This is a genomic window from Ruegeria sp. HKCCSA071, assembly GCF_017872555.1.
Lineage (GTDB): Bacteria > Pseudomonadota > Alphaproteobacteria > Rhodobacterales > Rhodobacteraceae > Ruegeria.
The window spans coordinates 364,004-376,677 of sequence record NZ_JAEDOX010000001.1 but is presented as its reverse complement, the minus strand read 5'-3'; the positions used below and the strand labels follow the sequence as shown (position 1 = coordinate 376,677).

Here is a 12,674-nt window from a genome sequence, read left to right as displayed (position 1 = left end):
AAACCATGCAGGGAAAAGGAGAGCGGCCCATGAATGGAGCCGATACAGCCTGGATCATTGTTGCTACAGCTCTGGTCCTTTTCATGACGTTGCCGGGGCTGGCCTTGTTTTACGGCGGGCTTGTACGTGCCCGAAACGTGCTCAGCGTTTTTATGCATTGCTTTGCCATTGCCTGTTTGATGAGCATTCTGTGGCTGGTCGCCGGGTACTCCATCGCCTTTGGGCCCGGTGAAAGTGGGCTTTGGGGTGGTTTGGGCAAGGCTTTCCTCAACGGTGTTGATGTGGACAGCCTTGCTGGCACTCTACCGGAAATCCTGTTCTTTGCCTTTCAGATGACCTTTGCCATCATCACCCCAGCCCTGATCGTGGGCGCATATGTCGAACGGGTGGGCTTTGGCTTTGTGCTGACCTTCTCGGCGCTGTGGATGCTGCTGTGCTATGCGCCGGTGGTTCACTGGATCTGGGGCGGTGGCATGCTGGCCGATGGAGGTATTTTGGGCGACATTGGCGTGCGTGATTTCGCAGGTGGTATCGTGGTGCACGAAACCGCTGGTCTGGCAGCCCTGATCATCGCCGTCATCCTTGGCCCGCGCCGAAACCGCACGACCCCGCCGCATAATCCCGGCTACGTCATGGTCGGCGCCGCGATGCTGTGGGTCGGCTGGTTCGGCTTCAATGGCGGTTCGCAACTGGCCGCGGACGGTGGTGCTGCGATGGCGATGACCGTTACCCACCTGTCCGCCGCAACCGCCTCGCTGACATGGGCGCTTTGGGAACGCATCCGCTTTGGCAAAGCCTCGATGGTGGGTCTTGTTACCGGAACAATTGCAGGTTTGGCCTCGATCACGCCCGCTTCGGGTTTTGTGGGTCCGGTTCAGGCCCTTATCATCGGCGCTGTTGCGGGCGTTCTGTGTCAGGAAGCCGTCAGTCTGGTGCGCAACAAGCTGAATATCGACGATACGCTGGACGTGTTCGCGGTACATGGCGTCGGAGGCATCTTCGGCACCATCATGATCGCCGTGTTTGGCCTTGGCACATGGACCGCACAGTTGGGCGGGCTGGTTATCGTGGGTGTCTTTACGGCAGCTGTCACGATAGTTCTGATCAAGGCGGTTGCACTGATCACACCACTTCGCGTAAACGCCGAGACCGAGACAAATGGCCTCGACCTCTCGGTACATGGTGAGCGGGCCTATGACATGAGCAGCTAAGCCCACCTTGGCTGCCTATCGCCCGTAGGGGCAAAAGCGGACCTGTCACGGGTCCGCTTTTCTTGTTTTCGCATCTTGTCCACGTACGACACACCCAAAACACCCTGAACCTTCAGGGCAAATGATCAGCCTGACGCAGGATGCGCATTGGTTCCCTTCGGAATTACGATCCGGCATTCCAGACCGCCAAGCGAGTTGGATGCACCCAGATCAAGTCGACTGTCATAGGCCTTCAACAAATCAACCGCGATGGCCAGCCCAAGGCCACTGCCCGAGACAGAGGTATCCAGCCTCCCCCCCGATCGCAGTGCCTCGCGGTGAGCGTCCTGAGGAATTCCCGGACCATCGTCGTCAATCACAACTTCAATCCCGTTCCGGGTTCTCCCAGCCGTCAATCGGACCTTGGATTTGCACCATTTGACCGCGTTATCCAGCAGGTTGCCCAAGACTTCTTCGATATCCTGCGCGTCCATTCGCACCCAAAGACCGGGGTCGCGTTCAATTTCCAATGACTTTCCTTCGCGCTCGGCCATGGTCGTGAACAGACGCGCCAGTCGATCAATCGAATGAGACAGATCGGTACGAGAATGGGTCAAGTCCGCAGTATTCAGCGCCCGCATTCGGGCAAGCGACCGGCCCAGCTGCGCGTCAATACGGTCGAGAGCTTCCACAGCGGTCTCCGTAGAACCTCCCGCTTCGGACAACAGCAACAATTCGTTGCGCATGATCGCGGTAGGTGTTTTCAGGGCATGAGCCAAATCTGCCGCCTGACGACGTGATCCCGATACAATTTCCCGGTTTCGGCGCAAGAGCTGGTTCAGATCCTCGACCAGAGGAGAGACCTCTTCAGGATAATCACCTGGTTTAAGGTCTTCGTCCCGATCCCAACGGTGCGCCACGTCCGACCTTAGCTTTCTGAGTGGTGTCAGGATGATTGACGTCAGAAGTAGCGATCCAACGACACCGATCAGACCGACCAGCGCAAAAACCGGAAGCAGGCTTTGTTGTGCAGTGTGACGCTCTGCGACAAGCTGGGCCTGACTTTCGGCAACGCTGACCCCCCAGACCGTACCGTCCTCATAGGTAATTTTCTGATAGGCTCCTCGTAAAGCTTCGTTTTCTGGACCACGAGTATTCCAAAGCGTCGTTACATCAGGGGTGCCAGGGGGTTCGGCGATGACTCCGTCGAACAGGGAAGCCGACGTAAAGATTTCGCCTTCGCTGTTGCTGACTTGCCAGTATCGGCCAGAATACGGTGTGCCATAGGCTGGATCGAACATCAAATCGCGCAGCGCATCCGGGTCATGGGTCGTGACGCTCAACCCAACGACCAGTTGCGTGTGACGATCAAGCAATGCGGTATCAAACCTGTCTGAAACGCGGGCATTGATGAACGAGAACACGGCCAGCGTACCGACACCCACTGAAAGGGCACCCGACGCGGTCCCCCCCAGTAGAGCCCGTTGACGCAGGGATAACATCAGGCGGAGTCGATCATGTATCCGCGGCCCCGAATCGTTGTGATCAGATCAGGGCCAAGTTTTTTGCGCAGACGGGTTATAAAGACGGCAATTGTGTTCGAATCCCTGTCCCCGTCGTATTCGTAGATATGCTCTGACAGCTCGGTCCTTGAAATCATACGCCCAACATTGTGGGCGAGATACGTGAGAACAGCCAGTTCCTGCGCAGTCAGGTCGATTGGCACACCATCCGCCGTTACACGCCCGTTGCGGGTGTCCAGCACAACATTTCCCATTTCAACGACGGGATTCAACTGACCGCTCTGCCGCCGCAGAATGGCGCGGACCCGCGCTGCCAGTTCGGGCATATGGAACGGCTTGGTCATGTAGTCGTCCGCGCCCGCGTCCAACCCGTCGACCCTTTCGCTCCAGCCATCGCGGGCCGTGAGGATCAGCACAGGTGTCTTGATACCCGCACTGCGCCATTCCCGCAGAACTGAAATGCCGTCGCGTTCCGGCAATCCAATATCGAGGATGATCATGTCATAAGGTTCTGTTGCGCCCAGATGCAAAGCTTCTAGGCCGCTGTTCACAATGTCCACGACCCGACCTTCAGCGTTCAACAGTTTCTTGATCTGCTCGCAAAGGTGCGGCTCGTCTTCTGCCAGTAAGACTCTCATACTTGGGAATTATAGGCGCGCGATTGGCAGTTTAACCATTACTTTTTACCACCGCCGTTGCCGCCACCGTTTCCACCACCGTTGCCGCCAGAATTGCCACCACCGTTACCACCGCCATTGCCACCACCGTTACCACCGGAGTTGCCGCCGCCTTTACCTCCGGAGTTGCCTCCGCCATTGCCACCAGAGTTGCCGCGACCGCCACCGCTGTTCCCGCGATTGCCGCTTTGACCGCCATTTGTTTTGGCTGAAGACTTGCCTTGAGATCTTGCACTGGCCGAGTTTCCAGGCGCAGATTTTGCCGCTTCCGAGATTTGTTTTCCGATTTTGGACCTGTTGGAAACGACGACGCCGGTTTTTGCGTTAACAATAACACTGACAATCTTCCCGTTCGGTTTTTTGACCAGTACTCGGTAGTAAACTTTGTCGGCCTGAAAAGCACGCGCATCAATGGGCGTGCCGCCAAAGACCTGCTCGACCCCTTTGATGACTTTTTGCAGACGGATTGCGTTGCCAGACGTTGTCGCTTTGCGCAGCTCTGCCTGCTTCAGCTCACGAACGGCTGAATTGCCTTCTCCGGGCTGGAGAAAGACAATAAGAAACATGATGGTTAAGAGCTTTCTCATCTTCGGCACTCTTTACCGCGCAACCACCTACACAATCTACCGATTTCAACATGAACTGGGGATGAACGACCAGTTTGGCGTAGGTTCAATGATGATCGGTTTAGATAGCACCTGTCAGATCTTGATGCCGGCAAGCGGTTTCCCTGTGTGCGAATCTTGGAAAACTATGTCGGACCACTGAAACACGCCTTCGATTTACGAGGAACGCTATGAAAACCAATATGACCGGCTTGCTGAAAGCCTCTGCACTCGCAATCGCAATGTTAGGCTCCACCGCAATTGTTGGCGCGATTGCATTTCCTGACGTGGCTTATGCAAAAGATGGCAAAGGCGGCGGTAAAGGAAACGGCGATGGCAATGGTGGTGGTAACGGAAACGGCGGTGGTAACGGTGGTGGCAAAGGAAACAGCGACAGTGCCGGAAAGGGCAAAGGCAACAGCGGCGGTAATGGCGCGACCAAAGGTGGCGGTTCGAAATCCGCCGGCAAGTCAGGGCGCACAACCTCTGGCGCAAAGGGCTCGAAGTCAAAAACCTCGAAGGGAAAATCGTTCTCTTTGAAAGAACTGTTTACCGGTAAGAAGTCCAAGAAAACTCAGACCAAATTTGCACCAGCTGCACACACGAAAAAACCTAAGGTTCAGATCGAGGGAACAGAACTGACCGAGACCCGCAAGAAGGGGAATAAACTGGCTGCTGCGCTGGGTGTCCACCCATCTGAACTAGGCGCACTGAACGCAGCCAACGCAAGTGAGAAGGCCCTTCAGAACGCTTCCCCGAATTCGCGCGTCGGTCGCATTGCGAATTATCGCGATACCGTTCTGGCTGGCGAAAGTATCCGCGCAGAACTTGCTGAAAAACAAGAGCTTCTGGATGAGATGACTCCACCAGATCGTTCCAGTGAAGAAATAAACGACGACCTAGAGGATGCTCTGGCCGATGTTCAGGAAAAGCAGGACATCGTTGATGATCTTGAACAGCAGCTGGCCGACGCGGGAGGCACCGATCCTGATATCGAGGACGCCCTTCAGGCAGCAAACGATGATCTGCAGGCTTCAAAAGACACGGCAGACAACCTGAATGCCGAAAAACAGGCCGCCTTGGAATACGAGGAAGCCGTGCAAGACGTCGAAGACCTGGCAGATGCCGTTGAGCAACAGTCACTCGATGAGCGCGCGGCACTGGAAGACGCAGCGAACAAACCGGTCACCGATGAGGTTGAGGCTGCTGTAAAGTCAATGCTTGGCCTGGATAGCTAACGGCTTTTGTCCTCGTTCTTAGGAAGTGGGCAAAAGACCGGGCCAGCTAAGTGTTTACCAGCCGTTTGGCTGGCCCGACTTTCTTAAAAAGATACCGGTCCACCAGGGTGCTTGGCACGTATGTCCTTCGCAAGTTGGCATTGGAACTTGAAAAAAGATTAAGCCCGCTCCATTTCGGAGCGGGCTCTAATTTTCCTGACCTTGTTGATCTGGAAGCCTATCGGACGTTCTGATTTTCAGAAGTCCCGGTTCGCCTCTTCAAGTCGCTTGTTATTAACAATTTCCGATAGTGCATTTTCGATAGGAGGGAAGCGACTGCTGCTCGAATTCGTATTGTTTGAAACTTCACCGTTCATGACGGGATCTTGGGGTTGCATTGTCGCACATGCATACGGCGCAACCTCAATAGCAGTCTTGATCATGCTGTTCCCCTTCCATTCAACCGGACGTGGTTTGCCCGGCCTGTGCGATCAGTATGCCCCGAACCAGTTGAACACTCAGAGAATACATTGTTCACATTATGTTAATGTTGTCGCGAAATCATGAACAACGACTAAGTAATTAACAAAAAAGGATATTATTTCGCCAACAGATACAATCAGGCTGGATGGACAAAAAAATAAAGCACTCTCTCCCTACTCCGTAAGGTTGTTTAACCCAAGCAAAAGCGACATACGTTTATGGCGAGCGAGTCAGGTTTCCTACACCGAAATAGGGGGCAAAATTGCAGCTGACTAGTCGAAAAAAGGCATCCGACGAAATTGCGACGCAGTTCAGCGGTTGTTCGATCTGCGCGGCACCATTAAGGGCGTGACCATGACGGCGGATGGATCCCTTGACAACCAAAACGGTCTTCAGGTCGTCCCGGTAGCAATACATTCGGTTAACTAACCCGCGATCTGAGCAAAACCCCTGTCAGCATCAACGTTTCGGTTTAACAGATGCAAAAGCTCGACCTGGCTCGTCGCCCCTGTCTTGGAAAAAATGGAACTTAGGTGCGAACGAACTGTTGTCGGGCCAATAGACAGAGTCTCCGAAATCGTCTTCACAGTCATTCCCTCTTTCATCATCGCGCACACCCGAAACTCGCATCTGCTGAGGTCGGCCGGATTGTGTGGATCAAGGATCGGGACAAAGCGATTGTTGCTGTTGAATTTGGACCGGTGACTCCGAAGAACCTCGGAACAGGCAGCAACCGTTCCGGGCAAACGTTTGCCCCAGCCAGAAGATAGTGTTGGTGCCAGAGCAGTTAGCAGATCCAGTTCGCAGGCCTGCGGGCGGATACTGTAATGCAGTTCAATGTAATCGACTTGCACCCCAGTTACGTCCAGCGGAATTAGTATAACCTCCACCAGCCCTTCAGGCCTTTGAAGCCGATTGTGGGTCATTGATGTTGTGTCGGAAAACACCAGATCTGATAGTTTCCATACAGAACCCGGTTTCGCAGTTGATATACTATCCCCAATTACCAACTCTGCCTGTGTATGCGGCTGTGAAGGCCAGATTTTTCCCTGCTGGACGCAGCAGCGCGCAATATGCTTGGCTTTCCTATCCTTTTTGGACGTTCTGACAATTAGAACCGCATCAGCGTTTACCAGGCACATTAAACAATTTACAGCCCTTGATAGGGAACCATTACCGCATAGGGCCTGAGTCCACTCAACAACGAAGTTCAGACTCTCCCTCGCCTGAGCGCTCTTTAAGAAACTCACACTCATAACAATTAACCATTCAACAAAACAGACCGACCCAACAAACAGGTTCGGCTTACAACAACAAATTTGAACCCCTCAGGTAGTCTCAGCAATCGGAATTATCAGCTTGTCTGCGGGGCAATATTTTTTGGCAAAGTCTTCGAGTGCAAAATAGTTATTTGTTTTTATTATATTTTTCTTAAATTCATCATCACTAAACCTCGCGTCGCCATCCAGTGAACGCCTAGTCAGTCAGCAGAAATCAACACCCGTCTCGCTCACAATTCCGATCCCACGCCTCTCATTGTTTCCGAAAATAAGCGATTCGGAATTTGTTAATATGTTGTTAATTCAGGGTTAAAAGTGTTCGCCCCAAAGAGCATTTTTGTTAGCATGTTTCAATTATAGAGTGTATTTCACTTACCTTTGAAGGAAGGCACCTAAATCCCCCGAACCTATTCTGATCCCCGAGCTAATGCATTTTCGCCTGGCTTGCGCTCAGAAATACAGAGCGCTGAAAACGTCTAACCTATTTGGGGGAAATAATGACTAAATTCATGAAGAAGTTCGTTAAGAATGAAAGCGGTGCGGCAATTGTCGAATATGGCCTGGCTCTTTTGGTCGTGGCGTCGATTGCAGTTGGCGCATTCTCGTACCTGGGCACCACTACCAACACAAATGTGACTGGTGCATGCGCTGCTCTGGGTAGCGCGACCTGCTGACCCAAACACACTTACCAAAATACAGAGCTCTGTGCCGCCGCGCCACTGTTGCGGCGCAGAGTTCACCGCCAGGAATTTCGCGAAAGCAGGACGACCGAAGTTCCATATTTCAGAACGTAATTGTTGGAGAGAGTGATGCGTATCAGGCCAATCATTTCTACACTGTTTGGAATTGCGATAGCGTCCGGTTCCGTTTACCTGGCGAAGGATCACATTCAGTTTAAGACAAGCACTGCCAGTATCTCGCCAGATGCCGATCTGGTTGAGATCTACGTGGCCCGATCAGAAATCGCTTTTGGTCAAACGATCGAAGCGCACGACGTCACAATTCACCCCTGGCCGCGCGAGGCGCTCCCGGCCGGAGTTTTCACGGACATCGATGTACTTGTTCCAAACAATCGCCGTCAGCTGCGGCGCGCCAAGGGTCGGTTCTATCCCGGCGAAGTAATGCTTCTTTCCAAGGTTTCTAACTTTGGTGAAAAAGTCACCCTTGTTCAGAAGTTGGGGGAAAACACACGTGCCATGGCGATCGAGGTCGATGCTGTAACGGCCGTGGGCGGTTTTGTTACCCCGGGCGATCACGTTGATATCGTCTTGACCCAAGGTGCCAAGCAGGACCTGCGCGCGGTCACCATCTTGCAGAATATTCGCGTCATTGGCGTGGACCAGCAGTCGGAAGAATTAAGCGATCAGCCGGAGGTCGCCCGCACAATCACGGTGGAAGTGACCCCGCAGCAAGGTCAACGTCTGGCCCTGGCTCAAAAGGCCGGAACCCTGAGCCTGACACTGCGCACCCTGGACAGCGTCGAGGATGAACCCATGGAGATGGTTCGCCTGCGCGACCTGTTGCAGGAGGAAGGGCCGGTAGAAAAGGTTGATATTCAACCCACTGTAAAGCTGCGCCGGGGAACCGAGACCGAGGTTGTGACCATCCAGCGGCAACAGGAAGAAGCGGAACAGGCAACAGAAACTGCGCCCGCCGCCGAATTGCAACCTGATACCCAAAAAGATGCGCAGCTTGCGCCGGCATCCACGACGCCACGCGTCAAACCCCGCATTCGCCCAATCAAAGTCAGTCAGACACCTAGCCAATAAGTTCAGCCATGCAAACACGCGCCATCATATCCGCATTCGCCCAAGAGGAGAACGGCACCGTCGCGATCCTGTGGGGCACTGCCTTGGTCGCATTCCTCGGGTTTTTTGCGATCACACTGGACGTTGGCCGGTTGAATTCGACACATGCAGAGCTTCAGTCATTCGCCGACAACGTAGCTTTGGCCGCAGCAGGAGAGTTGGACGGCCAACCGGACGCGATTACGCGCGCCACAAATGCAGCAGCAAATCTTGTCAGCGATAGCCAGACATTCGCGAACGGGGCGACCACGCTTTCAGGATCTTCGGATTATACTCTCCTGTTTCACTCGGCGCTTCCGGCATCGGATCTGACCCCGCTTGGCGCAGATCTTACAACCGATCCACGGAAGGCCAGGTTCGCGCAGATCGTGTTGACACCCAAGTCCCTGACGATGAGCCTGGCTTCGGCGCTGGACAAAATGCTTGGTGGGGCTGGGTTTTCTGCTGCCAGCGTTTCAGCCGAGGCAGTGGCCGGATACTCGAAAGCGGCGTGCGATATCTCACCCCTGATGTTCTGCCTGCCCCCGAATTGGGAATCCACTTTGACTGTGGGCGACCAGATTCTGTTGCGCAGTGGCGGCAACGGAACGGCCTGGGGACCGGGTAACTTCGGCTTTATTGATCTGGCGAATTTTCAAGACAGCTCGGGCGTATGTGCCGACGAAGGGGGCAATAAACTGGCCTGTCTGATCGCGGCGCAAAGCCAGATCACCCAGTGTGTTCTGACCAATGGTCTGAACACCGAACCCGGCCAGAAAAACGGCATTACCAATGCTGCGTTCAACGTCCGCTTTGACATCTACCGCTCGGTTCTCAACGGTGAGAAGAACAATATCGATTTCGCGCCCGCACCGAATGTTATTAAGGGGATTGAAAGCAACGGTGGCGGCGCTTGCATTCAGGGCAATGAACAGACGACCCCTGATACAACCGGCCTAGGGCGCGATCTGTGCATGACGGCAGGCACCTGCGGTGGAAACAACCGTTTCGGTGACGGCAACTGGGATCGAACCGGGTACCTTAATCGAAACCACGATCTGGCAGATGGGATTGCCGACGGCATCGGCAGCGACACACATCTGCCACCACTGTCCGGGTCGGATACCGTTTTTTCCGGGACGCGGTATGGAATGTATCTGAGGGAAATAGCCTACGGGAACACGAACCCCTACGCGGCACCGAACGCAAATTCCATTCTTGACCCTTCACTTGCCGAAACCGGCCGTCCAATGTGTTCCAGCCAGATGTCCAACGACCCGGCACGGCGCGTTGTAACAGCTGCCGGTATTGATTGCGCGCTGAACCCAGTATCTGGTTCGACAACTGGGGTTCCGGTCACCAAATTTGTTGCCGTGTTCCTGACTGAACCGGTCGGTGATGACGGTGGCTCACCCCCCAGTTTCGACATCCACGGAGAGGTCGTCGGTTTCCCCGATGTGACCGGCGTTGGCAGCGGCGGCAACGGGTTTGGCGGCATCTTTCGCGACGTCGTACAGTTGTATCGGTAGGGGCTGAGGGTTCATGTGTATTCGCCTCAAATCCCCTTTCAAGCGCTTCGCCAAAAGCGACGATGGAGCGATCCTTGTCGAGTTCGGCCTCGTCATGCCGATTATGCTGCTGCTGTTGGCGGTGACATTGGAATCCGCACGCCTTATGTGGTCGTACCAGTCGGTCATTGCCGGTGTCCGGGATGCCAGCCGCTATATGTCGCGCGTCACGCCCTCGGATATCTGTTCGTCTGGCGGAACAGTCGCGGGGCTCAGCACAACTCTGAAAGGGATCGTCGAGCGTGACATTCATGGCAACAGCCTGTTTCCGCCCAGCATAACCGTCAACTCGGTAACACCCAGCCTATCCTGCGTGTCCGGCACGTATCGCATGAACCCGGCGCCCGTCGGTCAGGTAAGCGCCAATATCACCGTTCAGTTCCCGTTGGGGGGCATACTGAAGCTTTTCGGCAGCGGCGCGTCATCGATAACCACCGACGTCGCTGACACATCGCGGATATTTGGCCAATGACAAGGTTGCGGAATAATCGCGCCATCTGGCGCCAGGTCGCGGACAAGATGATGCGCGACCAAAATGGTGGGGTTCTTGTCGAATTTGCCGTGGTGGTGTCCTTGTTTTCCTTCCTGTTCCTGGCATTGCTGGACTTTGGTCGGCTGTCATACAGCGGAGTGAACGCGCAGAAGGCGGCACAGCTGGCGGCGCGCATCGCTGTGGTGCGCCCTCCGGCGTGTCCGGGTGTGCCACAGACCCACACGCGGGGAACATCCGCGTTGTCCCCTCGCTTTGGCACCCCATGCAATGCGTCGACTGGCGTGTGTGCCGACCCGGTAACGCCACCTTGTGCGGGTGACGCTACCAACACCACAGCATCTGAAATCTGGGGGCGCATCAACCCGTTGCTGCCCCCCGGCACGACGATTGACGCCTTGCAGTTTTCCTATGACTTCAATTCCAATCTGGGCTTCCTGGGTGGCCCTTACACACCCATGGTCACGGTTGAGCTGAACCTGAATGATTTTCAGTTCGTGTCGCCGCTGGCCGCGCTTGCAAATGCCGCGGGCGCGACCAGCAGCACAATTCCTTCAACAGCCGGGTTTTCCAATTTCAGCGTTTCGCTGCCTGCCGAAGACCTGGCATCAGGAGAGTCAGGTTAATGGTTAAGAACGTTTCCAATCTCAATTCACATTCTGTCATGCTTGTATCTGAAAGCGAAACCGTCGCTCAGGTGGTCGCCAATGCCTTTCCCGCCGGTCAAAATAATGAAATCTCAGAGAATGCGGGTTCGTTCAAAGCGTTGAACGGCACGGCGCGCAATCTGGCATTCAAGCATGACCTGGTTATTTTTGAAATCGACCCCTGCGACGCGGGCGAGGTTCTGGCTGTCAAAGACCTGCTGACCCATCGACAAGACGACACCTTGTTTGTCGCGCTGACGCAGAATGACGTTTCGATCTCGGTCGCCCGCGAGTTGCGGAAAATCGGCATTGACGAGGTTCTGCCCCTGTCCATTGACGAGGATGGGCTGAAAGCCGCAGTTGCAGAAAAAATCTCGTCCCGATCACTTCCGCAAGGATACATTCAAAATGGCCCCTCTGCCCTTGGTACAGTGATCCCGGTTGCTAAATCCCGCGGTGGGATCGGAGCGTCGACGGTCGCCGTAAACCTTGCCTGCTCGCTGGCGGGCGGAAAAGGATCATTCCTTAGGAAAAAGGCGAAAAGCCGCGTCGCGCTTCTGGATTTCGATCTGCAATTTGGAAACGCGAACGTGTTTCTGGATCTTGAAGATAATGGGGGATGCCTCCAGCTCATCGAAAACCAGGAAGAGCCGGATGATCATTTCCTGACATCGATCCTTCAGAACCATACGCTCGGCATTGATGTGTTGTGCGCGCCCGCGCCGCTGGTTCCGCTTCAATCCATACGACCGGGCTTGATCGAGGGGATGCTCGACCTGCTTCAGCGCCGGTACGACTATGTTGTCATCGACCTGCCCTGTGCCGTTGTGGAATGGGTCGAACCCATTTTCAAACGCGCGAACCAACTGGCGCTGGTTACTGACACGACGGTTCCATGCGTTCGCCAGACCCGGCGCCTGATCGATTTCTATCGCGAGGCGAACGTGGCCCTGCCCGTCGAGGTCGTCGTGAACCGCGAACGGAAGACGCTGATCAAACCCGCACACGTTCGCGAGGCCGAAAAAGTGCTGGAAACGAAACTGAAGCACTGGCTGCCGGACAATCCCAAGATTGCGCGAAACGCGGTCGATCTGGGACGACCGATTGTGGACATGAAGCCGCATTCGGACCTTGGCAAGGCCCTGACGAAACTGGCTGCGTCCATGTCCGAAGGCACCCGGCCAGCCACACAAAAAACTGCATAATG

The 12,674-nt window shown here is 54.8% G+C and carries 13 protein-coding genes; 8 read left to right on the top strand and 5 right to left on the bottom strand.

The window, feature by feature from the left end; all coding sequences use genetic code 11:
• Positions 1–29: 29 nt before the first annotated feature.
• Positions 30–1,211, top strand: coding sequence for an ammonium transporter (locus tag I9188_RS01910; RefSeq protein WP_209503756.1), 1,182 nt, complete (start codon positions 30–32; stop codon positions 1,209–1,211).
• A gap of 125 nt (positions 1,212–1,336) precedes the next feature.
• Here I9188_RS01910 and I9188_RS01905 read toward each other — a convergent pair whose 3' ends face one another.
• Genes I9188_RS01905 through I9188_RS01895 form a run of 3 tightly spaced genes read right to left on the bottom strand, consistent with a single transcriptional unit; the run spans position 1,337 to position 3,977 of the window.
• Entirely contained in the window at positions 1,337–2,692 is a 1,356-nt protein-coding gene (locus I9188_RS01905; protein WP_209503755.1) for a HAMP domain-containing sensor histidine kinase, read from the bottom strand.
• Positions 2,692–3,351, bottom strand: a complete 660-nt coding sequence (locus I9188_RS01900; RefSeq protein WP_209503754.1) for a response regulator transcription factor — start codon at positions 3,349–3,351, stop codon at positions 2,692–2,694. Before I9188_RS01900 ends, I9188_RS01905 begins: the two co-directional genes overlap by 1 nt.
• A gap of 38 nt (positions 3,352–3,389) precedes the next feature.
• Entirely contained in the window at positions 3,390–3,977 is a 588-nt protein-coding gene (locus I9188_RS01895) for a PepSY domain-containing protein (RefSeq protein ID WP_209503753.1), read from the bottom strand.
• A gap of 209 nt (positions 3,978–4,186) precedes the next feature.
• Between I9188_RS01895 and I9188_RS01890 the strand changes: the two genes are divergently transcribed.
• Entirely contained in the window at positions 4,187–5,233 is a 1,047-nt protein-coding gene (locus tag I9188_RS01890; protein ID WP_209503752.1) for a hypothetical protein, read from the top strand.
• 236 nt (positions 5,234–5,469) lie between these two features.
• On the opposite strand, the gene I9188_RS01885 is transcribed toward I9188_RS01890, so the two are convergent.
• Both I9188_RS01885 and I9188_RS20350 read right to left on the bottom strand, forming a co-directional pair.
• Complete coding sequence (locus I9188_RS01885) at positions 5,470–5,655, bottom strand: hypothetical protein (protein WP_209503751.1); 186 nt, start codon at positions 5,653–5,655, stop codon at positions 5,470–5,472.
• Positions 5,656–6,120: 465 nt separating this feature from the next.
• On the bottom strand, positions 6,121–6,642 hold the full coding sequence (locus I9188_RS20350) for a helix-turn-helix transcriptional regulator (RefSeq protein WP_209503750.1): 522 nt from the start codon (positions 6,640–6,642) through the stop codon (positions 6,121–6,123).
• 830 nt (positions 6,643–7,472) lie between these two features.
• Here I9188_RS20350 and I9188_RS01875 point away from each other — a divergent pair.
• The 6 genes from I9188_RS01875 to I9188_RS01850 all read left to right on the top strand — a co-directional run bounded on the left by I9188_RS01875 (position 7,473) and on the right by I9188_RS01850 (position 12,672).
• Positions 7,473–7,649, top strand: coding sequence for a Flp family type IVb pilin (locus I9188_RS01875; RefSeq protein ID WP_209503749.1), 177 nt, complete (start codon positions 7,473–7,475; stop codon positions 7,647–7,649).
• Positions 7,650–7,784: 135 nt separating this feature from the next.
• On the top strand, positions 7,785–8,744 hold the full coding sequence (gene cpaB, locus I9188_RS01870; RefSeq protein ID WP_209503748.1) for a Flp pilus assembly protein CpaB: 960 nt from the start codon (positions 7,785–7,787) through the stop codon (positions 8,742–8,744).
• Between the two features lie 8 nt (positions 8,745–8,752).
• The gene (locus I9188_RS01865) at positions 8,753–10,291 is read left to right on the top strand and encodes a Tad domain-containing protein (RefSeq protein ID WP_209503747.1); all 1,539 of its coding nucleotides are present in this window, start codon (positions 8,753–8,755) and stop codon (positions 10,289–10,291) included.
• Positions 10,292–10,304: 13 nt separating this feature from the next.
• Complete coding sequence (locus I9188_RS01860; protein ID WP_209503746.1) at positions 10,305–10,802, top strand: TadE family protein; 498 nt, start codon at positions 10,305–10,307, stop codon at positions 10,800–10,802.
• Complete coding sequence (locus tag I9188_RS01855) at positions 10,799–11,446, top strand: TadE/TadG family type IV pilus assembly protein (protein WP_245220402.1); 648 nt, start codon at positions 10,799–10,801, stop codon at positions 11,444–11,446. The genes I9188_RS01860 and I9188_RS01855 overlap by 4 nt, the downstream gene beginning before the upstream one ends.
• Positions 11,446–12,672, top strand: coding sequence for an AAA family ATPase (locus tag I9188_RS01850; protein WP_209503745.1), 1,227 nt, complete (start codon positions 11,446–11,448; stop codon positions 12,670–12,672). Before I9188_RS01855 ends, I9188_RS01850 begins: the two co-directional genes overlap by 1 nt.
• Positions 12,673–12,674 lie beyond the last annotated feature (2 nt).